Raw genomic sequence first — 20,429 nt, forward strand, 5'->3', positions numbered from 1 at the left:
CGGGATTTTGCATTTGCGTTATCGATGAATGGTTTATCGGGGAATGCGTTATCGCGGCAGGCGGCGATACAGGCCCAGCAGGTAGAGCAGCACGAAGTAATAGAAGCACAATTCCTGCATCTCACTCGTGCGTTCGAACAGATTGAGGCCCGCGCCTTCGACCACTTTATCCAGCAGATGCACACCAATCGCCAGCGCCGCCACCACCCACAGGGCCGATGACGGATAAAACGCATTGAAGCGCGCGGGCAAAGCCGCCGGACGAATTTTGCGCACCAGCGGAATAATCAAACCACCCACAGCCACACCAATCATCAGGATCAGACGCGGCTTCTGGTCCAGCCAGGCAGACGTGTTGTGCAGATTGGTTTCATTCTGGTCGTTCAGATGGGTCCAGAAATCCGGCGTGCCCCAGCCGACAAAATGCTGCCCCCAGCTGATTTCTTCACCCGCGACATAGACACAGCAAAATGCCGCAATCGCCACCCAGGCCGTCATCAGCAGATCCGCACGACGATCCATGCGCACAAAGGTCGCCAACGCCACCAGCACCGCGGCCACCAGCACCAGAAACTGCAAATTCTCATACAGCCCCAGTTCGCTATACATAAATTCCAGCGTCGGACGGTCCAGCAACCGCTCCGAAATAAACTGCCCCACGATCAGGACGGGGGGCAGGATGTAGAACCAGAATTTAGCGAGCATGGTGGGGAAACCTTCGTGCGGATCAGAGATATGCCATCTTAAAGAACAATACCGAACCGTTTCAACAGGAACGTCATGCCAAAATAAAGAATAATGGTCATAAAGCAGGATAAAACAGTCCTGCACAACTGGAGGCTACTGCGCGGTGAGCGCATTATTCCTTCTTATACTGACGAATAAGTGCACTAGCTCTTTTTTGCGCATTTTCCCAATTATGACCCTTTAATTCAGACGCAAGCCGCGTTTTTTCAGACTCATAGATTTCGCGCCGCCCATCGTCAGCCAAAATGGCAGCAACACTTACCCACGCATAAGCCTCCGCTGGATCTTTGATGTGACGGTAATATTCACTAAGATAAAAATACGCCATTATATATCCGTTAGCGCCCGCCTCTTTCAGCATTGATAATCCCTTCTCAGTTTGTGGGGCTCCACCATGTCCGCGAAAAAAATAATCAAAACCAAGCGTATAATACTTGCCAAGCAAGGCTGTAGCCGGCGCATATCCTTGCGCCGAAGACTTTTTCAGCCACTTCTCCACATGCTCGCCTCGATCCTTTAGGCTCTTCAAATTCAAATGTTGCAAATTTTGTTGATAAATCAGCTGATATTGGGCTTCCCTATCACCCGCTTCAGCCTTTTTCAACAAAGCTGTTAACTCTCCAGCGGACTGATTAAGTGGCTCTTTTCTTACGTCGAATTTCTTTACGTACTGTTCAATAACACGCGCATACTGATCGCGGTTCAAACTTTGAAACTCTAAAAAACGATCTGGTGAGACGCATACATCATCAGGAATGGAATCTGTAATGCTGTATCCTTTTTTACCATTACCAATAAGGCGCCACCTTGAATCATAGGCATACGGCGTATTTTGATCCCAGATAATAACATTCTCATATATTTTTTGTATCGTATCGGGATTATGCTCTGCATAAGGCTTGAACTGCTTAACAGAAAAATCAAAACTCAAAACATTCCAAGCAGATTCCTTATTCTTACAAATTAAAGAGTCGTATCGATTTCGCATATCAGCCACCATATACCAGAAGGCACCCGCCTTATCTTCCATGTGCGCGAAATATATTTTTGAAAGCGCCCTCAACGCCGCTGGGTTGTATGCAGATGGATTCGCCCGAATTTTATGCGCAATCCCGTTCTTCTCCTCGATTGAACCATTTGCAAGTATATGAATTGCCTCATCGCTCAATCTTTTATCGACCTCTGAAAACGTTCCCTTTACAATAGGATAAATTTCTTTTTCCTTCTGCTGCAAGCAAGTGGGGAAAGCGCATGATGGAGGTGCCAACGACACCTCCCGCCCATCCGGACAAAGTTTCTTTTCTCTCGAACACGCTTCCGGCTGATCACGATTCTTGTTAAATTTGTCATGCTTTTTTTGATGCACAGCACCCGCCTGCATCAATATCTCTGCAATCTTTTGATTCCGATTGGTCAAAGCGTAATACAGTGCGTCATAAGAAAACTCAGGAGGCCCATCATTTTCCACCGCATTGATGTCTGCACCTTTCTGCACCAAAGCGCGCACCAAATCGATATTTCCCAACCGGGACGCGTCCATTAATATGGAAGACCCTCGTTCATTTGAGGCGTTCACATTTGCCCCTGCTTCGATCAGTGCTAGCGCTACATTCGTGCGCTGAACCCTGCCACACTTGTACAACGCAGGAACCCCTTGCCCGTCCGTTGAGTTAGGATCGATCCCATTCCTCAACAGCAGACGCACCAAATCGGGATCATTGTTCTTAATAGCCATGAACAAAAAAGCCTCCTTGGGCGTGTAGCCACCCGTCAAAGCTCCACTGTCAATAAGCTTTTGCACACCAACAAGATCATAAGACGATTTATTTAAACCGATTTCGAATGCCAGCCGAGCGTTTGCTTTCGAAACACGATCCGCATTAGGATTAAATCCCAGTGTGGTTTTATCCATCATATCCGCAAAGGCATTCCTTTGCGCCATCGCCATTTCTTCAATAAATTTTTGATTTTCTTCATCAATTTTTTGAATTTTTGCAGGCGTAAGATGGGCTTTTATTTCAACAATAAAATCATCATAAGACGTCTTTGCACCCTGGGCCTTTCCCCTCGTTATCCAGTAATAAGCACGCTCATAGTCACGCTTAACAACCCGGCCCTCAGCATAATATTCAGCCATATTTTTAAATGCCAACGTGTTGCCACTCTCTGCGGCCTTTTTGAGCCAATAAAACGCTTTCTTTTCATCACTAATCGGAGATTTTCTTTTATACAAAAGGCCAAAACTACGGAAAGCTTCTTTTTGACACTGCGAACAAAGACCTTCTTTGCATTCAACATTCACAGCTTTCTCATACCATTCTATAGCCTTGGCATAATCTAAACGCGCACCTCCACTTCCATACGCATAATTATGGGCAATTTTGGCTTGAGCACAGACATCACCGCTCTCTGCTTTTGAAAGAAGCGGTGAATTATATATTTCCGCGTATCCAGAACTGGAAACTGTTAAAAAGAATAAGAATAAAATGACCAAACGCTTCATATCAAAACCACACGTATCACAGATTGGCGTAACTTCATCAAAAGACGAGCTATATTTTCATTCATAAATTGCATTGAAAGCAAGTTCATTATTTAAAATTGACAAAGCAAAGGCCGGGATGATCTTCAACACCCCAGCCCAAACTCAAATCAATAATATAATGTTGCTTATTCAACCGTCACCGATTTCGCCAAGTTACGCGGCTGGTCCACATCGGTGCCCTTGGCCACCGCGACGTGGTAGGCCAGCAATTGCACCGGAATGACGTACAGGATCGGGGCGACGAAGGCGTCGGAGACCGGCATCCGCACGGACCAGCGGCAACCGCGGCCCAGTTGGGTCAGGCCGTCACGATCGGTGAACAGCAAAACCTGGCCACCACGAGCGATGGTTTCCTGGACGTTCGATGCGGTTTTTTCGAACAATTTGTCATGCGGGGCCAGAACGACCACGGGGACCTTGTCATCAATCAGGGCGATGGGGCCGTGTTTCATTTCACCGGCGGCGTAACCTTCGGCGTGAATGTAGGAAATTTCCTTCAGCTTCAGCGCCCCTTCCAGTGCGATCGGGTACATCGCGCCACGGCCCAGATAGAGAACATCGCGGGCTTCGGCAATTTCCCGGGACAGTTTTTCGATGGTGACCGCCGTATCCTGCAATACGGAGTTTACGAGAGAGGGCAGTTGGCGCAGGGAGTCCGACATTGCGCCAACGGTTTTGGCATCAATCGCGCCCTTTTTCGCTGCGGCGGCCAGAACCAGACAGGCCAATGTGGTCAATTGCGTTGTAAACGCCTTGGTCGAGGCCACACCAATTTCCGGCCCGGCCAATGTGTGCAAAACCATATCGGATTCACGTTCAATCGTGCTTTCGATCGTGTTGACGATGGAAACGATTTTCTGGCCTTGGCGTTTGCAATAGCGCAACGCTTCCAGCGTATCGAGCGTTTCACCCGATTGCGACACGAACAACGCAACGCCACCTTCCGGCATCGGCGCTTCACGGTAGCGGAATTCGGAGGCCACATCAATTTCAACCGGAATGCGGGCGATTTGTTCGAACCAGTATTTCGCCACATGGCAGGCATAGAACGCCGTACCACACGCCACCAATGTCAAACGCGACGCTTTTGCCACCATCTCCACCAGATCGGCCGGCAAAGTGATTTCACGCGTGGCCGGATTGATGAAGGAGTTCAGCGTATCGCCAATCACGCTTGGCTGTTCAAAGATTTCTTTCAGCATGAAGTGGCGGTATTCACCTTTGCCCGTTGTTTCACCGGATTGCGCGGTGATACGGATCGGGCGGGACAATTCTTTGCCGTCACGGTTGTAAATGGTCACACCGCCCGCGTTCACACGAATGCGGTCACCATCCTCCAGGAAGCAGATTTTTTTGGTCAACGGCGCCAGCGCGTAGGAATCGGACGCCACATACATTTCACCATCGCCATAGCCAACAGCCAACGGCGTGCCCTGACGCACACCCACCATCAGATTATTTTCATTGGCGAAAATAACGGCCAGCGCATAGGCCCCTTCCAAACGGTCAAATGCCGCGTTGGCCGCCGTGATCGGGTCCATGCCCTGCTTCAAATGGTGATCGACCAGATGGGCCACAACTTCCGTATCGGTTTCGGTTTCGAAACGGCATTGATGTTGTTCCAGTTCAGCCTTCAACGCGGCGTAGTTTTCGATGATGCCGTTATGCACCACAGCCACGCGTTCGGTTGCGTGCGGGTGGGCGTTGCGTTCGGTCGGACCGCCATGGGTGGCCCACCGTGTGTGGCCAATACCAATGGGCCCACGTACCGGCGCTTTCTTCAAACGCTCATCCAGATTGATCAGCTTGCCCTCGGCCCGCAGACGTTCAATTTTGCCATTGTCCAGCGTGGCGATCCCGGCGCTGTCGTACCCGCGATATTCCAGACGGCGCAAGCCATCCACCAAACGCTGGGCCACATCACCCTTGCCAACAATACCAATAATTCCGCACATCTTCGTTTTCCTTTTCCCTAGTTTTTGCCGGACGGCATTAGTCCATGTTCTAACTTGGCCCATAAATCATCACTGATCTTGTGGCATCGTGTATTCACAATGACAGCGGGCCCATCAACACCCTTTTTCAGGATAATTTTTTTGTATTCGGACCCAACAACCAGCGGATCACCACCCGCATCAACGGCGCCATTGGACACGAAAACATCATTGGGCGCGATCGCCCCAAAATAGGTTTTGACAGGCTCCAAGTGATAGAGGGACGCGGGTTTGATCTGCGGCAAATCCCCATCCGTATTTACATGGTCAACGTTATTATCAATTGAAACAACACGAAAAATACCGGCAAAAATTGTGTTTTCCGGCAATGTTTCAACCACCTGTTCAACACACATCGTCGCCCATGCCTGAGACATCGGCAGGACACACGTCATTAGGAGTGCGAGCAGGAAAGAGCGCATAATTATTTCTTCTGCTTCTTCGCCCGGAACTTGGCCGCCCAGCCCGCCAGCATGCGGGGTTCGGCGCGTTCGACGTAGAGAGCGTCATCGGCGACATCTTTGGTTACCGTGGCGCCGGCGGCGATGTAGGCCCCCTTGCCAATGGTCACGGGGGCCACCAGCGTCACGTTGGAGCCGACCATGGCGTTATCACCAATCACGGTTTTGAATTTTTCAAAACCATCATAATTGGCCGTGATCGCGCCGCAGGAGAAATTGACGCCCGCCCCCACATCGGCATCACCGATATAGGCCAGATGGCTGGCCTTGGCGCCATCATGCAAATGGGCGTTTTTGGTTTCGACGAAATTGCCGATCTTGACCTTGGCCCCCAACTTCGTGCCGGGACGCAGGCGCGCAAACGGGCCAACCGTGCAACCGGTATCGATGCGCGCGCCTTCGATATGGCAGAAGGCTTCGATGGTCACGTTATCGCCCACCGTCACTCCGGGGCCGAACACCACATTCGGGCCAATCACAACATCGCGACCAATTTTCGTGTCGTAACAGAAAAAGACGGATGATGGGTCAATCAACGTGGCCCCGTTATCCATAGCCGCACGGCGCAGGTTTTTCTGGGCAATCGCTTCAACCACGGCCAGATCGGCGCGGGAATTCACACCCGCCACTTCATCGGCGTTGTACAGAATGCTGACGCGGGTTTTGACACCTTCGCGCGCCGCGATTTCGGGCAGGTCGGTGATGTAATATTCACCTTGCGCATTGTTGGTTTGCAACTTGTCCAGCCAGCCGGACAATTTCGTTCCATCAATACAAAACGCACCCGTGTTGCACAATTTGATCGCGCGTTGTTCGGGCGTGGCGTCCTTGTCCTCGACAATTTTGTTCAGCGTGCCATCGGCATTCATCACCAAACGGCCAAAGGCTGGCGGGTTTTTGTATTCAACACCTAAAACGGCAATACCCGTTTGCGCATCATGGCGGCGCGCTTCGATCAAACCCTGCATCATACCGGTGGACAGCAAGGGCATATCGCCCAGCAACACCAGAATATCGCCGTCAAACCCCTTTAATGCGGGCATGGCGGCACGTACGGCATCCCCCGTGCCCATCGGGATTTTTTGAATGGCGGTGTCGTGCGGGGCAACCGCATCGGCCACACCCGGCGCATCAGGGGCCGTGACCACAATGATTTTGTCCGGTGACAATTCCTCAACCGAGCGCAACAGCCAGTTGATCATCGGCCGTCCGGCAATTTCATGCAGCACTTTCGGTTTGGCCGATTTCATTCGCTTGCCTTGACCTGCGGTCAGGATCACACAGGCGAGTTTCGAAACGGATTGGGCGGAAGATGGGGTCATCGGACTTGAAAAACTCACTGATTTTAAAACAATGCGACCCTGTCTTTATTGCCCCGGTAGCGGCGCAAAACAAGTCACATCATGTTGCAAAGCATTTCACCAAATTCCCCAGAAACCGGACAGAAAACCGGGAAAGACCATTCGCCCCGGGCAAAGCCGGGGCGAATCGGTGTATTATTATTATATATCAAACATTTAGTCCTGCGCCTGAGCCAGGGTCGTCGCCCCGTCCGTATACCCCACCAGATGCATGAACATGGTGCCGTATTCAGATGTCACACGCACCTTCACCGGAACGGCGGGTTTGTCGGGCGATACTTTGGCGAACCAGACGGTGGGCAATTTCCCCTTCATGCGGCCCTGTTCTTGAATCGACATCCAGCCGCGCGGTTTTTTATGCCACTCGCCCGCAACCGGGGTCACCTCGACAACACAGCGTTGCGACGGGCCCCCATAGACGTTGTAACGTGACGCGTTCAGTTGCTCTTCGCCTTCCAGGCGGAATTTCATGGCGAAACGGCGCTTGCCATCAAACACCTCGGACGATGAATCACAGGATTGCCCGGCGGCAATATCCTTCATCACATCCAGCGTGGCGGTCAGGACATCAATCGTTCCCTGCGTCAGTTCAGCGGGTGGCAAGTCACGCTCCACCGTGCTGTCCGGGTCACGCACGGTATAACCGACGAAATCGCCGTTTTTATTGTAGCTATACTCCTTGACCTCCTCTTCCTCACGCCAGATGGCGGAGGAGCGGTGCAATTCCGGACGCACACCATCCTTCAACTGCCAGCCATGGGTTTCAAATGTGCCATCCCACGGCGCCAGTGCGCGCAGGAATCCCTTGGTTCCGGCACTGAACGATAATTTATATTCGCTGTCAGCCGGGGCATAGACCTGCAGGGTCGCCGCAACGGCATTCACGCCGCCGGCGTAAACTTCGTAGGTCAGCTGTTGTGTGCCGGGTTTAAAAACTGCGTTCTGGGCTGTTGCCGCCGCATTCACACCACCGGCCACAACCAGTACCACACCCGCCAGAGCGGACAGGACCAGACCCTTAATCATAAAATCCCGGGGTGCGGATAATCGTGCCGCCAAGACCTGTTTTGAAAATTGCCAGACCGTCTTTGTCATCGGAAATCCCTCCAAGGTCAAAATCCCGAACACCCCTTTGTTTCAGTATAACAGATGAATCCCACAAAAGAAGGTGGTGTGCGTGATATTCGCGCCCCGCATTCGTCGTCCACCCAACCTGATATGTGGCGGAAGTACCATGAATCAACACCATAACCATGGCGATGGTGTCATTGTGCACCCGCACCGACCCGACCAAAAGGTTATTTGTGGCAAAAAATTGGCGCGCCAGCGCCCGGACCATTTTGACCGATGGCCCCGGATATCCGCGCAGCGTCCGGTCCGCATGATAGCCAGCAATCACATCGTCGATGGTTTGGGGATTGGTCGTCCACGCAACATGCAGTGCGGTATTTTTTTGCGCCTTCGTCAATTCATTGCGCCAGCTTTTGCGCAGGCCCGCACGCCGCAGATCATCATCCGGATCCAGATCCAGCCAAATGGTTTGATAGGACGACCCGCGTGATCGCAGGCCCGCACGTTGCAAAACATCCCGCATATCGGGCGTATCGGATATTTCTGGAATGAAACGGCGGCGGCGGCCCAAACGGCGCGGCATCGCACGATTAAAGGCGGTAAAGAAAGCGGCCACATGATCCGGTGTACCAAAACCCGGCATCCACACCGGCCCCCGATCCAGATGCACGCCATGCAGAAGATGCCCCGGAAACGCCGTTTCCAGAATTTGCACAAGCCCCGCCACGGCCCCGCCCATCTCAATCACACCCCACCGCGCCGTCAGCCCCAGCAAGGGGCAGGCCGCGCGCGCATAATCATAGGATTGCAACAGGCTGGCCCGCCGCGCGGATGCGAAGCGTTCGTTCCATTGATCCAACGACAGCACATTCCATCGGATGAGACAGGCGGGCGGCGCAGTTTCGCCTTGCATTCACTTGGTCCTGAAGGTTTGATAGGCGGTATGACACACGATCCGAATCATACACAAATTAAAGCCCTTGTCGAACAGGGATGGGATGCGCGCGACACGCTGAACCCCGGCACCACGGGTGATGTTCGCAATGCTGTTGTTGAGACACTGGAGCTGCTGGACCACGGCAGCTTACGCGTGGCGGAACCCGTCGGTGGGGATTGGATCGTTCATCAATGGGTGAAGAAGGCTGTCCTGCTGTCCTTCCGCCTGAACCCCATGGCGTCCATTCCCGGTGGCCCCGGTGGCGCACATTGGTGGGACAAGGTGCCCAGCAAATTCCACGATTGGGACGCCGATGATTTTCATGCGGCCGGTTTCCGCGCCGTGCCGGGATCAATCGTCCGCCATTCCGCCCATATCGCCAAAAATGTCGTCCTGATGCCCAGCTTCGTCAATGTCGGCGCATTTGTGGATGAAGGAACCATGGTTGATACATGGACCACCATCGGATCGTGCGCACAGATTGGCAAGAACTGCCACATCTCGGGTGGTGTTGGTATTGGTGGCGTTCTGGAACCGTTGCAGGCCGACCCGGTGATTATCGAAGATAACGTTTTCATCGGCGCGCGCAGCGAAGTGGCCGAAGGTGTGCGCGTTGAAACCGGGGCCGTATTGTCCATGGGCGTGTTTCTGGGTGCATCAACCAAGATCATCGACCGCGACAGCGGTGAAATTTTTATGGGCCGCGTTCCCGCCTATAGCGTTGTCGTACCCGGCACCCTGCCCGGCAAGGCTCTGCCCGATGGCACACCGGGCCCGTCGCTGGCCTGTGCCGTCATTGTCAAACGGGTGGATGAACGCACCCGGTCGAAAACTGCCATCAATGAATTACTTCGCACATAGATTTTCAGCATAAGGATTTTTCCAATGACCGACGCTCTCGCCCTTGCCCGTGATCTGATCCGTTGCCCCAGCATCACGCCAAAGGACGAAGGGGCGCAGGATTTGCTGTCCCGCACCTTGGGCGGCCTTGGATTTACCTGCACCAATTTGCCCTTTGGTGATGTGAAAAATCTGTTCGCCCGTCGCGGTACAGATGGGCCGCATCTGTGCTTCGCCGGACATACCGATGTTGTCCCCGTCGGTGATGAAAAATCATGGTCGCACAGCCCGTTTGGTGGGACCGTCGCCGATGGAAAACTGTATGGCCGTGGTGCGGCGGACATGAAGGGCAATATTGCCGCCTTCATTGCCGCCACCGCTACGTTCGTTCACAACAACCCGGATCACAAGGGTTCGATCAGCCTGCTGATTACCGGGGATGAAGAAGGCCCCGCCGTGAATGGCACCGTGCGCGTATTGGAATGGATGGCAAAAAACGGCCATACACCCGATGTTTGCATCGTTGGCGAACCGTCCAACCCGAAAGAAATGGGCGACGAAATTAAAATTGGCCGCCGTGGATCGCTCAGCGCAACACTAACCGTCCATGGAAAGCAAGGCCATGTGGCATACCCGCATCTGGCCGACAACCCGGTGCCGAAACTGGCGCATTATCTGGTCGCGTTATCCGACACGGTTCTGGATGTGGGCAGCGCGCATTTCCCGGCCACATCATTGCAAGTCACCAATGTCGATATCGGCAACACAGCCGAAAACGTCATCCCGGCACGCGCCACCGCCATGTTCAACGTGCGGTTCAATGACCGGTGGGATTTTGAAACGCTGGAAAATAAAATTCGATCCATCCTCGACCGCGTTGGCCCGGATTACGATATCGTATTCCGCCGCGGTGCCCATGTGTTCATCACCGCCCCCGGTGAATGGACCGGATTGGTACGTCAGGCGGTCACCGACATCACCGGCAAAACCCCGGCGATGAGTACGGCGGGCGGCACATCCGATGCCCGCTTCGTCAGCCAATATTGCCCGGTGGTTGAATGCGGCCTGATCAACGAAACGATCCATCAGGTCGATGAACATGTCCGCATCACGGATTTGGAAACCCTGACCGCGATTTATGGCCGCGTGCTGGAAAAATATTTCCTGCGTTAATAATCAATCCGCACCAGATACAACCCATCCGGCGGAGCTGTCGGCCCCCCGGCGCGGCGATCGCGGGCTTCGAGGGCTTCGCGCACCTGATCGGATGTCCATTTGCCGTCACCGACCATGGCCAGCGTGCCGACCATGTTGCGCACCTGATGGTGCAGGAAGGATCGTCCCTCGACATGGAATTCAAGATCCTGGCCCGATCCGGCGACACACGGCTTGGCGATGATCTCCAAGCGGTCGAGCGTGCGCATCGGCGATTTCGCCTGACAATCGGTATCACGGAATGTTGTAAAATCATGGTGGCCCAGCAAATGCGCAGCCCCGGCCCGCATGGCATCCACATCCAACAGACGCCGCACATGCCAGACCAGACCCCGTTCAAACGCCGGCGGGGCCGGACGATTGAGCAGGCGGAAAATGTACAATTTATTGACCGCCGAAAACCGGGCGTGGAAATCTTCACCCACCGCCTCGGCATCCAAAATCACAACCGGCGTTTCACGCAAATGGGCATTCAGGGCCTTGGTCAAATCATAGCCCGTGAGCGCGCGATTTCCGTAATCCAAATCAAAGTGGGCCACCTGCCCCCGCGCATGCACCCCGGCATCGGTCCGGCCTGCGACATGGATGGTGATGTCCTGCTGGCAAAAGCTTTGGATGGCGGCCTCGATCGCGGCCTGCACGGACGGGATACCCGCTTCCTGCCGTTGCCAGCCGGAAAAGGGGCGCCCGTCATATTCAATGGTTAATTTCCAGCGTTGTTGCATCATTCGCCGCTTTCAGCCTAATCTAAACCCATCAACGACGCCCCGGCATAAAAAGAGGGCGCGTGACACAGGGAACTATCGCGTTTTGAGCATGAAAGTCAAAGATCTTCACATTCTGGACCGCCATTATTGCGTCCATGCCGATGCCTATCTGGTTATTGGCACGGCGAGGAATGGCGCGCGCCTGCCCGGCACCATCACCGCATGGCACGCCCGCGGGGACGAGCAACTGTATTACAAACGCCATTTCATTGATGCCGACAGCGCCCACATCCATTTCAACAACGAGATGACGGAAACCGACGTCATCGTTGACGCAATCTTCCGCGCCGATCACCAACAGCAAGCCGTTTACGATTGGGAGGACCGCGTCATCCTACCCCATGGGCACACCATCACGCCCAAACAAGCCCGCGCCATGATTGCCCTCGTCGCTGATGACAATGATATGCCCCGCCCCAAATTGGTATGGGAAGACCACACAAATCATTCCGAATATGATGAATGCGAAAATCGTATTCATTTCGGTCACCGCGATATCATCAGCTTGCTGCACGAGCTGGCGCATGCGGTGTATCACCATCGCCGCGACGGTGACCGTTATGCCGATCACTCCCCCGCGTTCGTCCTGACCGCGATTGAGCTGTATCACAATTATGCGAACATCGACCTGGACACATTGGTGACATCGGCCAATAAAATCGGTCTTCTGGGTGATATAAAATCCATTCACTACGTCACAGATATTGCCGACCACATTGTCACACATGCCGTCGCCAATGACGATGAAATCAAACCCGCAAAAATAAAACCAGCAGGGCCGCAGCCATGAACGCGAAAAAGGGCCAGTTGAAAAAGGCGTTCAACGCGCCCCGCCTGCATGTTCCGTCTGTCGAAGAAATTTTTTCATACACGCACCCGATCAGCGGTGCCAAATTGATCATGGGGCACATACAAAAACCCGCAACCGCCCCCAATGGCACGGTTTATGATGAGCCGTTCGTCGTGGCATGGGTGCCGCCGGGACGCGTGAATATTACGCAATTTTCGCTTTATAAACACGCATCCGTCGCGTTGAAGGGGTATACGCGCCTGCGCGCCAGCGCACAGGGCCCCGGAACACACAGCGCCTTCACCCGCGATTTTCAATGCGCGGCCGTTTACGCATGGGAAACCCGCATATTGGACCGTGGTAGCCCGCAACTGGATGACGAAGCCATTGAAAACATGATTTGGCGCGTGTCAGATGATTTCAACATGGCCGCACCAGCTGTAAAGGTCGACATCAACAACAAGCTGAAACACCCCAGCAGTTTTTATGTGCCCAGCAAACATCGCATCCGCATGCGTGACCGCAGTTTAAGCCACGTTTTGCACGAGGTCGCACACGCCATTGATATGACGGTCAACGACAATGAATGGGGGGCTCACGGCCCCAGTTTTGTGCGCACCTTGTTCGTTCTGGCCGAAAAATATCAAGGGTTTGATGCGATCGCGTTGGAAAAATCCGCGCGTAAGGCCGGCCTTCTGGTCGCCGATCTGGATGATTTGAAAAAATTGAAGATGCGTCTGGGCTAGGGTTCAGGCCGCGCCCAGAACAGTGCCAATGTTCAGAATACCGCCATTGATCGCGGCAAACGAATCCATCACCTTGCTATTTTCGGGATGCACCTGCATCAAGCGTAAAACGCGGCCATCCCCGCACGCAACGCGGCCATCCCGATCCATCAGCGTACCGGCAGATTCGTGGGACCGCATATCTTCCAATTGGGCATGAACGATTTTAATGCGGCGGGCATCGCCATTGGATGTCCACACCCCCGGCCACGGGTTCAGGGCACGAATTTGTTGGTCGATTTCGGCGGCTGTTTTCGTCCAATCCACGCGCCCGTCATCTTTTTTCAGCATCGGGGCATAGGTGGATTGCGCATCGTCCTGCGGCGTTACATCAATCCGCCCATCAATGGCCAGACGGTCCAGCACCGGCACAATCATATCCGCGCCCATGGCGGACAGCGCATCATGCAATTGCGGTGTGGTCGTTGTACCGTTCAGTTTCATGTCGCGCATGGCGATCACGGGACCGGTGTCCAGCCCCTCGCCCATCTGCATGATGGAGATACCCGTCGCATCATCCCCCGCCCAGATCGCGCGTTGAATGGGTGATGCCCCGCGCCAGCGCGGCAGCAAAGAGGCATGGATATTGATACAACCATATTTCGGCGCATCCAGAACATCACGTGGCAGGATCAGACCATAGGCCGCCACAACCGCCACATCCGCGCCCAACGCTTTAAACTGCGCGCGTGCAGCGTCATCCTTTTTCAGGGAGAGCGGGTTATAAACCGGAATCCCGGCATCCAGTGCGGCCGCATGAACGGGGGATGGTTGCACCTGTTGTCCGCGGCCCTTCGGGCGTGGGGGTTGGCTGTAAACCGCGATCACCTTGTGGTGTGAGTTTAAAATAGCCTTGAGCGCCGGAACGGAAAAATCCGGCGTGCCCATAAAGACCACTTTTAAACCTTCGCCACTGTTCATTTTATAAAACCTGCTGGCCTTTTTGCAGCTTGGCCAGTTTCTTCATGATCATATCGCGTTTCAATTTCGACAGATGGTCGATAAACAAAACGCCGTTCAGATGGTCGATTTCATGTTGCACGCAATGCGACAACAGGCCCGAGGCCTCCATCTCTTGCCCCTGACCGTTATAATCCAGATATTTCACGCGCACGATGGCCGGGCGTTGCACCAGTGCATATTGGCCGGGAATGGACAGGCATCCCTCTTCCATCTCGCTCGGCTCTTCGGATTTAAAAATAATCTCCGGGTTCACCATGTAGATGGGATTGCGCTTCGGTTCCACACCATCTTCAAGCCGTTCGGACAAATCCATGACCAGAACGCGGTTCAGCAACCCGATCTGGTTCGCGGCCAGACCAATGCCCGGCGCGTCATACATGGTGTCCAGCATGTTATCCATTTGGCGGCGCAGCGCATCGTCCACGGTTCCCACTTCGGTCGCGCGTTGTTTCAAAACCGGATCGGGAACGGTTACAATGGGTACAATCGTCATTTTTTATGTCACTTTCACTGCACTAAAGATGTATGTCGTATCGCGAACAGATCAAGAATTAACCGTGACCGTTAAACGGCGCGGCTGATCCTCAATCTCTTTCAATTCAGGCAGATCGCGGCCACCCGTTTGTACCTGTTTATCCTTCAATTTCCGCGCGGCGGGCAAGACCATGCGTTCCAGCGAGCCCACGGCATCGTTATAGCTGCCCAATGCGCCGGACAGGCCCTTGCCCACCTTCTCCAGATGTTCGCCAAATTTCGTGATGCGGGAAAACAGGTCACCACCCAGCGTCGCAATCTCCGCCGCGTTCTGGGCCAGATCGGCCTGCCGCCAGCTGAGCGACACCACGCGGATCAGCGACATCATCAGCGTCGGGGACGCGATGATCACATTGCGTCCGGCGGCAAAATCGACCATGCCCGGATCGGCGCGCAGCGCCATGGAGAAGAGATGTTCAGATGGCAGGAACAGCACCGTGAAATCGGCGTTGGTGCCATCGACATTTTCCCAATATCCCTTGCGCCCCAAGGCGACGATATGATCGCGCACACGTTTGGCGAGGTTCTGGATCACCGCATCATCATCGACATCGTTTCCGGCCAATTGATCGGCGATATCATTGATTGGCGCTTTCGCATCGACGATGATTTGCAAACCATCATGCAGGCGGATCACCGCATCCGGGCGTTGCCGCCCGCCATCATTGGTCGATACCGCCACCTGTGATTCAAAATGCACGCCGCGGATCAGGCCGGATTTTTCCAGCAGACCATCCAGAATATATTCGCCCCAACGCCCCTGTGCCGCCGGATCGCGCAATGCGCCAACCAAGCGCGCCGTTTCGCGCGACAGCGATTGCAAATCATTGCGCAGGGCGTTGTCCGTGCCCTTGATCTGTTCCACCGCGCCACCCAGCATTTCCAATTGTTTCTTGATCGGGTCCACCAAAGTGGAAATCGCCAGCTGGCGTTTTTCCAGATCATGCGCGGTATCGTTTTGCGCCTGTTTCAATTTTTCTTGCGCCAGAGTCAGGAATTGTGTTTGGGAATCCTTCAACGCTTCGGCGGCCAGAACGCGGAATGTATTCTCCATATTGACGCTCGCGCCCTGCGTCGCATCAATTTGCGCCTGCAATGTGGCGGCCTCTTTCTCCACCGTGGACAGGCGTTTCATCATCACCAGCGCGACAATGGCCGCACCCGCAAGGACGCCAGCCCCCGCGCCAATCAGAAACGCCATCATGTCGATGTTGGAAATCATTTCGCTCAATCCCTTTTGTATACTAGAATAATAGGCTGTAAGGATTATTCATACAATGCAAAACACTTTTAAAACGACCCATTTTCAATCCGGTAACGCCATGATTTACGTCCTGATCGTGGTGGCGCTGTTCGGGGCTTTGACCTTTGTCCTGTCGCGCCAGACGGATACGGACGAATCCAACACGCTGGCCCCGGATCGCGTGGCCATTCTGACCGGGCAAATCATGAATTATCCCTTCACCGTCAAACAGGTGCTGGACATGATGGAATCCACCGGGTCGGATGCGGACGAACTGGTCTTCACCCTGCCAACCGATGCGGGCTTTAACGATCCCATTCTGGCCAACAATGTGCACAAGGTGTACCACCAATCTGGCGGCGGATTAAACCCCACACAAATTCCACCTGAAGCGGTGGGAGAGGGTACGGGACTGCCCGCAGCGGGATGGTATCTGGGCCGGTTCAATAACTTCGAATGGTCCAATGACCCGGCGAAAAACGAAGTGGTTTTGGCCGCTTATAATATTCGTCAGGAAATTTGCGCCGCGATTAATCAAAAATTGCTGAACGACCCCACAATTCCGACCACATCCAACCCGCGCCAATATTTTGTTGAGGGCGTGCATTGGGGTGGCGGCACAAACGCCACACTGGAAATCGCCGATTGCCCGGAATGCGAAGACCATCTGCAAATGTGCGTCAGCGACGGGGGCAGCCCGGCCACCTACGTTTATTACTCATTGATGATCAATCAGTAAGATTTAGCCGCCGATCAATTCCAAAATCGCGACTTGCAGATCCGGAATTCCCGTACCCTTGTCCGAGCTGGTCGGCAGAACGAAGGGGAAGGCAGAGGGGTGTTTTTTCAACGCCGCTTCCACCTGTTCCGTGGTTTTTTTCAGCTCCTGGAATCCGGCCTTGTCCACCTTGGTCAGCACGATACGCGCCGACACGCCCGCCGCATCCAGCATTTTGATCAGATCCAGATCGACGTCTTTCAACCCATGACGGGAATCAATCAAGACAAAAACACTGCGCAACGAAGGCCGCCCGCGCAGATAGCTGAAGATCAGATTGTCCCATTCCTCGCGCATCTTTTTCGACACTTTGGCATAGCCATAGCCCGGCATATCCACCAGCCAGAACACACCGCCCAGATCAAAGAAATTCAGCTGTTGCGTCCGGCCCGGCGTGTTGGATGTGCGCGCCAGTGTTTTACGCGCCGTCAGCGCGTTGATCAGCGATGATTTGCCCACGTTTGACCGCCCGGCAAAGGCAATCTCCGGCGCCCCTTCGGGCGGCAAACCGTTCAAATCCATGACGCCCGCAAAAAATTCGCACGGTCCGGAAAAGAGCTTCCGGATCGTGGCGATTTGTTCAGGCGTCAGGTTTTTATCGCTCATTTCTTCTTTTTCTTTCGCGGGGTCACAGGCTTCGGCCCATCATTGTCATCATGGCCGAACAGGGCGTCTTCCACCTGTTCTTCCAGCAATTCGGCACCCGGGTGAACCACCGGACCTTCGGCAACCATCTTTTCCATCTTCTTTTCTTCCGGCGTGCGCTGGAAGAATTTCACCTCGATGCCCATGGACCGGTTGATGATGTATTGCTGCAGAATCGACAGCGCGTTGCTGAACGTCCAGTAAATCACCAGACCCGACGCAAAGCCCGCCATGATGTAGGTCATGAAATACGGCATGAACGCCAGCATTTTCGCCTGAATCGGATCCTGCGGCGGCGGGTTCATGGATTTCTGCAGGATCATGAAGAACAACATCAGGCACGGCCAGACACCGATCATCAGGAAATCAGGAACATTGTACGGCAACAGGCCGAACAGGTTGAACAAGGACGTCGGATCGCGCATCGACAAATCCTGAATCCAGCCAAAGAACGGCGCATGGCGCATTTCGATGGTGACCGACAACACCTTGTACAAGGCGAAGAAGATCGGGATCTGAATCAGGATCGGCAGGCATCCAGCCGCCGGGTTGACCTTTTCACGGCCATACAATGCCACCAGTTCCTTCTGGAGCTTTTCCTTGTCGTGGCCATATTCTTCACGCAAGGCCGTCATTTGCGGAGCCAATTGCTTCAGGCGCGCAAAGGACCGGAACGACGTGTTGGCCAGCGGGAACACAGCAGCGCGCAACAGCAATGTGAAAATCAAAATCGCCACACCAAAGTTGCCCGTCACATGGCCCAGCCAGGTGAGGAAATAGAAGAACGGTTTCGTCATGAAATAATACATGCCGAAATCCACCGCCAGATCGAAATGTGGTACATCCAGACGGTCTTCGTACAAATCAAGAATACGAACCTTCTTTGCGCCAGCATAGACATGCGACACAAATTCGGCTGTCTCGCCCGCGCCCACCACACGTTCGGTTCCCATCATATCAACCTGATAATGTGGCTTGGCGTTCGGCATCGTCGCGGGTGTGGATTTGAAGCTGTATTTCATCGCTTCGCCCTGCACCGGCAACAGGCTGGTCAGCCAGTATTTTTCGGTAATGCCGATCCACCCGGTCGGGGCGCTGTATGACATCTCATTCTTCTTGCCGAGGTCTTTGTACGTTACCTCATGCAATTCACCGCCAATGTGGCCAATCGGGCCTTCGTGGGCGATCCATGTGCCGGTGAAGTCTTCCGGCATGCCTTGCATCGCGACCAGATTGTACGGATACAAACGCGCCGTCGCACCGCCCTTGTTGATCACACGTTGGGTCAGGGTGATCACGAAATGGTCGTCAATGCTGTATTCACGTTCAAAGGTCAGGCCCGCACCGTTGTTCCAAGTCAACGTAACCGGCTTGTCCTTGGCCAATGTCGGCGTACCGCCACCCTTCACGCTCCAGCGCGTGTCCTTGCCCGGAACTTTCACACCGTCATTCGCGGCGATCCAGCCGGCTTCAGCATATTTCGGGTGCGGGGTGCCCGCCGGGCTCATCAACACGACATGGTCGGACCCGCCCAGCGTTTTGAAATAGTCAGTCAGGGAAATGTCATCAATGCGATTGCCCACCAGCGGCAACGTGCCAAAAATCTGACCGTTGTCGATTTTCAATCGGGTGGTTTCGCCAATCACGACATCGCGCGGGCGTTCAACCAGCGCCTCGATTGCGTTCGGCGCGCCATTCACAGCGGCGGCGCGGGCGGCTTCCTGTTGCGCGCGCATGGCTTCGACCTTCGGCTTCATCACGAAATGGTCGAAGGCGAAATACATGGCCAATGAAATGATCAGGAAGATCACCAAATTGCGGCGATCATCGGGGTGCATCTGATCGTTCGGGTTCATCATGTTCGGGCCGGAATTTTTTGCCATTTTGGTCTTTCGCGCGCACCCGTCTCGGGTGGCCTCCTTCATAGTCAAGAAAATCTACGCTGGTGCATGTTATGCAACGCTGGGGCGGTTATAGCCCAACAGCCCCCCTCAATCAAACATCCCCTGCCATTAAATACCCCTCCGCTGTCATTCCCGCGAAAGCGGGAATCCAGAAGACCGGGACGTTTAGAGCCTTATGGCTCTGGATTCCCGCTTTCGCGGGAATGACAATGATGATGGGACGGAACCGGGTCAATCGCGGGCCTGCGGCTCCACGGATGACAGGACGCAATCCGCCGGGCCGCCAGCCATCCGCCCTTCAACGGGCCAAACCGTTCAATCGCCTGCACGGCATAGGTGGAACAAGTGGGGTGAAACCGGCATTGCGGACCGCTTAAAGGGGATAAAATCCACTGATACCCCTTAATCAGGGCAATCATCACCCGTTTCATTGGGATTTTTCCGTCTGTTTCCCGCGCAAACGGCGCAAACACCACCGAATATCCTTCACCAATTGGTCAAACGGGGCGGTTTCGGCGGCCAAACGACCAATAACCACAATATCCGTGCGTTTCAGGTCGGCATGTTCCCCGGTCAGCGCACTGGCCATGGCGGCGCGCAGGCGGCGCTTGATCCGGTTGCGGCCCACGGCCGTCTTTTCCGTTTTTTTGGTGACGGTCAGGCCATAATTCGGGCCAGAAACCAAAGATTCAGCCCCAGATTCAGCAGGGGAATCCGCAATCTGGATAATCACGGTGGGCGACACCCATTTCTGGCCGCTGGCGCCCACGCGCAAAAAATCAGACCGCCTTTTCAGGCGGCCGATCATAGTCATGTCTTTGCGTTTCACCAGCATATCGCGGCGATCCC

At 54.2% G+C, this 20,429-nt stretch carries 20 protein-coding genes; 5 read left to right on the top strand and 15 right to left on the bottom strand.

The genetic code is table 11. The annotated features are described in order from the left end of the window. Positions 1 to 48: 48 nt before the first annotated feature. The 7 genes from MICA_RS11375 to MICA_RS11405 all read right to left on the bottom strand — a co-directional run bounded on the left by MICA_RS11375 (position 49) and on the right by MICA_RS11405 (position 9,092). Positions 49 to 705: a hypothetical protein gene (locus MICA_RS11375; protein ID WP_014103916.1), complete on the bottom strand. Its 657-nt coding sequence runs from the start codon at positions 703 to 705 to the stop codon at positions 49 to 51. Positions 706 to 859: 154 nt separating this feature from the next. Then, entirely contained in the window at positions 860 to 3,250 is a 2,391-nt protein-coding gene (locus tag MICA_RS11380) for an ankyrin repeat domain-containing protein (protein WP_014103918.1), read from the bottom strand. Between the two features lie 167 nt (positions 3,251 to 3,417). Further along, positions 3,418 to 5,247 (bottom strand): glutamine--fructose-6-phosphate transaminase (isomerizing), encoded by a 1,830-nt coding sequence (gene glmS, locus MICA_RS11385; RefSeq protein ID WP_014103919.1) that lies wholly within the window; start codon positions 5,245 to 5,247, stop codon positions 3,418 to 3,420. A 17-nt stretch (positions 5,248 to 5,264) separates the two neighbouring features. Further along, a complete protein-coding gene (locus MICA_RS11390; protein ID WP_148260480.1) occupies positions 5,265 to 5,663 on the bottom strand; it encodes a hypothetical protein in 399 nt (132 codons plus the stop codon). Between the two features lie 47 nt (positions 5,664 to 5,710). Further along, entirely contained in the window at positions 5,711 to 7,069 is a 1,359-nt protein-coding gene (gene glmU / locus MICA_RS11395) for a bifunctional UDP-N-acetylglucosamine diphosphorylase/glucosamine-1-phosphate N-acetyltransferase GlmU (RefSeq protein ID WP_014103921.1), read from the bottom strand. A 195-nt stretch (positions 7,070 to 7,264) separates the two neighbouring features. Continuing rightward, complete coding sequence (locus tag MICA_RS11400) at positions 7,265 to 8,134, bottom strand: DUF3108 domain-containing protein (RefSeq protein WP_014103923.1); 870 nt, start codon at positions 8,132 to 8,134, stop codon at positions 7,265 to 7,267. Further along, on the bottom strand, positions 8,127 to 9,092 hold the full coding sequence (locus MICA_RS11405; protein WP_014103924.1) for a GNAT family N-acetyltransferase: 966 nt from the start codon (positions 9,090 to 9,092) through the stop codon (positions 8,127 to 8,129). The genes MICA_RS11400 and MICA_RS11405 overlap by 8 nt, the downstream gene beginning before the upstream one ends. 30 nt (positions 9,093 to 9,122) lie before the next feature. On the opposite strand from MICA_RS11405, the gene dapD reads away from it, so the two are divergent. Together dapD and dapE are read left to right on the top strand one after the other, a co-directional pair. Beyond that, positions 9,123 to 9,977 carry a 2,3,4,5-tetrahydropyridine-2,6-dicarboxylate N-succinyltransferase gene (gene dapD / locus MICA_RS11410; RefSeq protein ID WP_014103925.1) on the top strand — a complete coding sequence of 285 codons (855 nt, stop codon included), beginning with the start codon at positions 9,123 to 9,125 and terminating at the stop codon, positions 9,975 to 9,977. A 24-nt stretch (positions 9,978 to 10,001) separates the two neighbouring features. Beyond that, positions 10,002 to 11,129 carry a succinyl-diaminopimelate desuccinylase gene (gene dapE, locus MICA_RS11415; protein WP_014103926.1) on the top strand — a complete coding sequence of 376 codons (1,128 nt, stop codon included), beginning with the start codon at positions 10,002 to 10,004 and terminating at the stop codon, positions 11,127 to 11,129. On the opposite strand, the gene truA is transcribed toward dapE, so the two are convergent. Further along, the gene (gene truA, locus MICA_RS11420) at positions 11,126 to 11,896 is read right to left on the bottom strand and encodes a tRNA pseudouridine(38-40) synthase TruA (protein ID WP_014103927.1); all 771 of its coding nucleotides are present in this window, start codon (positions 11,894 to 11,896) and stop codon (positions 11,126 to 11,128) included. The genes dapE and truA overlap by 4 nt on opposite strands. A gap of 91 nt (positions 11,897 to 11,987) precedes the next feature. Between truA and MICA_RS11425 the strand changes: the two genes are divergently transcribed. Together MICA_RS11425 and MICA_RS11430 are read left to right on the top strand one after the other, a co-directional pair. Next, positions 11,988 to 12,728, top strand: a complete 741-nt coding sequence (locus tag MICA_RS11425; RefSeq protein ID WP_041794105.1) for a hypothetical protein — start codon at positions 11,988 to 11,990, stop codon at positions 12,726 to 12,728. Further along, on the top strand, positions 12,725 to 13,474 hold the full coding sequence (locus MICA_RS11430) for a hypothetical protein (protein WP_014103929.1): 750 nt from the start codon (positions 12,725 to 12,727) through the stop codon (positions 13,472 to 13,474). The genes MICA_RS11425 and MICA_RS11430 overlap by 4 nt, the downstream gene beginning before the upstream one ends. A gap of 3 nt (positions 13,475 to 13,477) precedes the next feature. Here MICA_RS11430 and fmt read toward each other — a convergent pair whose 3' ends face one another. Genes fmt through rmuC form a run of 3 tightly spaced genes read right to left on the bottom strand, consistent with a single transcriptional unit; the run spans position 13,478 to position 16,232 of the window. Next, positions 13,478 to 14,434 carry a methionyl-tRNA formyltransferase gene (fmt, locus tag MICA_RS11435; protein ID WP_014103930.1) on the bottom strand — a complete coding sequence of 319 codons (957 nt, stop codon included), beginning with the start codon at positions 14,432 to 14,434 and terminating at the stop codon, positions 13,478 to 13,480. Between the two features lies 1 nt (position 14,435). Further along, positions 14,436 to 14,969, bottom strand: coding sequence for a peptide deformylase (def, locus tag MICA_RS11440; protein WP_014103931.1), 534 nt, complete (start codon positions 14,967 to 14,969; stop codon positions 14,436 to 14,438). 51 nt (positions 14,970 to 15,020) lie between these two features. Then, positions 15,021 to 16,232, bottom strand: coding sequence for a DNA recombination protein RmuC (gene rmuC, locus MICA_RS11445; protein WP_014103932.1), 1,212 nt, complete (start codon positions 16,230 to 16,232; stop codon positions 15,021 to 15,023). Positions 16,233 to 16,287: 55 nt separating this feature from the next. On the opposite strand from rmuC, the gene MICA_RS11450 reads away from it, so the two are divergent. Continuing rightward, positions 16,288 to 16,992 (top strand): hypothetical protein, encoded by a 705-nt coding sequence (locus MICA_RS11450; protein ID WP_014103933.1) that lies wholly within the window; start codon positions 16,288 to 16,290, stop codon positions 16,990 to 16,992. A gap of 3 nt (positions 16,993 to 16,995) precedes the next feature. On the opposite strand, the gene yihA is transcribed toward MICA_RS11450, so the two are convergent. The 4 genes from yihA to rnpA all read right to left on the bottom strand — a co-directional run bounded on the left by yihA (position 16,996) and on the right by rnpA (position 20,415). After that, a complete protein-coding gene (yihA, locus tag MICA_RS11455) occupies positions 16,996 to 17,637 on the bottom strand; it encodes a ribosome biogenesis GTP-binding protein YihA/YsxC (protein ID WP_014103934.1) in 642 nt (213 codons plus the stop codon). After that, positions 17,634 to 19,559, bottom strand: a complete 1,926-nt coding sequence (gene yidC / locus MICA_RS11460) for a membrane protein insertase YidC (RefSeq protein ID WP_014103935.1) — start codon at positions 19,557 to 19,559, stop codon at positions 17,634 to 17,636. The genes yihA and yidC overlap by 4 nt, the downstream gene beginning before the upstream one ends. A gap of 194 nt (positions 19,560 to 19,753) precedes the next feature. Beyond that, positions 19,754 to 20,011 carry a membrane protein insertion efficiency factor YidD gene (gene yidD, locus MICA_RS11465; protein ID WP_014103936.1) on the bottom strand — a complete coding sequence of 86 codons (258 nt, stop codon included), beginning with the start codon at positions 20,009 to 20,011 and terminating at the stop codon, positions 19,754 to 19,756. Continuing rightward, complete coding sequence (gene rnpA / locus MICA_RS11470; protein ID WP_014103937.1) at positions 20,008 to 20,415, bottom strand: ribonuclease P protein component; 408 nt, start codon at positions 20,413 to 20,415, stop codon at positions 20,008 to 20,010. Before rnpA ends, yidD begins: the two co-directional genes overlap by 4 nt. Between the last annotated feature and the right edge of the window lie 14 nt (positions 20,416 to 20,429).

The sequence above is a fragment of the Micavibrio aeruginosavorus ARL-13 genome (genome assembly GCF_000226315.1).
GTDB lineage: Bacteria > Pseudomonadota > Alphaproteobacteria > Micavibrionales > Micavibrionaceae > Micavibrio > Micavibrio aeruginosavorus_B.

Excerpts from the sequence above, each read along its gene's own strand:
- dapD (WP_014103925.1), top strand. The coding sequence starts at position 9,123 with ATGACACACGATCCGAATCATACACAAATTAAAGCCCTTGTCGAACAG.
- MICA_RS11425 (WP_041794105.1), top strand. The coding sequence starts at position 11,988 with ATGAAAGTCAAAGATCTTCACATTCTGGACCGCCATTATTGCGTCCAT.
- MICA_RS11400 (WP_014103923.1), bottom strand. The coding sequence starts at position 8,134 with ATGATTAAGGGTCTGGTCCTGTCCGCTCTGGCGGGTGTGGTACTGGTT.
- glmU (WP_014103921.1), bottom strand. The coding sequence starts at position 7,069 with ATGACCCCATCTTCCGCCCAATCCGTTTCGAAACTCGCCTGTGTGATC.
- MICA_RS11405 (WP_014103924.1), bottom strand. The coding sequence starts at position 9,092 with ATGCAAGGCGAAACTGCGCCGCCCGCCTGTCTCATCCGATGGAATGTG.
- yidC (WP_014103935.1), bottom strand. The coding sequence starts at position 19,559 with ATGGCAAAAAATTCCGGCCCGAACATGATGAACCCGAACGATCAGATG.
- rmuC (WP_014103932.1), bottom strand. The coding sequence starts at position 16,232 with ATGATTTCCAACATCGACATGATGGCGTTTCTGATTGGCGCGGGGGCT.
- MICA_RS11450 (WP_014103933.1), top strand. The coding sequence starts at position 16,288 with ATGCAAAACACTTTTAAAACGACCCATTTTCAATCCGGTAACGCCATG.
- MICA_RS11430 (WP_014103929.1), top strand. The coding sequence starts at position 12,725 with ATGAACGCGAAAAAGGGCCAGTTGAAAAAGGCGTTCAACGCGCCCCGC.
- MICA_RS11375 (WP_014103916.1), bottom strand. The coding sequence starts at position 705 with ATGCTCGCTAAATTCTGGTTCTACATCCTGCCCCCCGTCCTGATCGTG.
- glmS (WP_014103919.1), bottom strand. The coding sequence starts at position 5,247 with ATGTGCGGAATTATTGGTATTGTTGGCAAGGGTGATGTGGCCCAGCGT.
- rnpA (WP_014103937.1), bottom strand. The coding sequence starts at position 20,415 with ATGCTGGTGAAACGCAAAGACATGACTATGATCGGCCGCCTGAAAAGG.
- MICA_RS11380 (WP_014103918.1), bottom strand. The coding sequence starts at position 3,250 with ATGAAGCGTTTGGTCATTTTATTCTTATTCTTTTTAACAGTTTCCAGT.
- dapE (WP_014103926.1), top strand. The coding sequence starts at position 10,002 with ATGACCGACGCTCTCGCCCTTGCCCGTGATCTGATCCGTTGCCCCAGC.
- yidD (WP_014103936.1), bottom strand. The coding sequence starts at position 20,011 with ATGAAACGGGTGATGATTGCCCTGATTAAGGGGTATCAGTGGATTTTA.
- MICA_RS11390 (WP_148260480.1), bottom strand. The coding sequence starts at position 5,663 with ATGTCTCAGGCATGGGCGACGATGTGTGTTGAACAGGTGGTTGAAACA.
- fmt (WP_014103930.1), bottom strand. The coding sequence starts at position 14,434 with ATGAACAGTGGCGAAGGTTTAAAAGTGGTCTTTATGGGCACGCCGGAT.
- def (WP_014103931.1), bottom strand. The coding sequence starts at position 14,969 with ATGACGATTGTACCCATTGTAACCGTTCCCGATCCGGTTTTGAAACAA.
- truA (WP_014103927.1), bottom strand. The coding sequence starts at position 11,896 with ATGCAACAACGCTGGAAATTAACCATTGAATATGACGGGCGCCCCTTT.
- yihA (WP_014103934.1), bottom strand. The coding sequence starts at position 17,637 with ATGAGCGATAAAAACCTGACGCCTGAACAAATCGCCACGATCCGGAAG.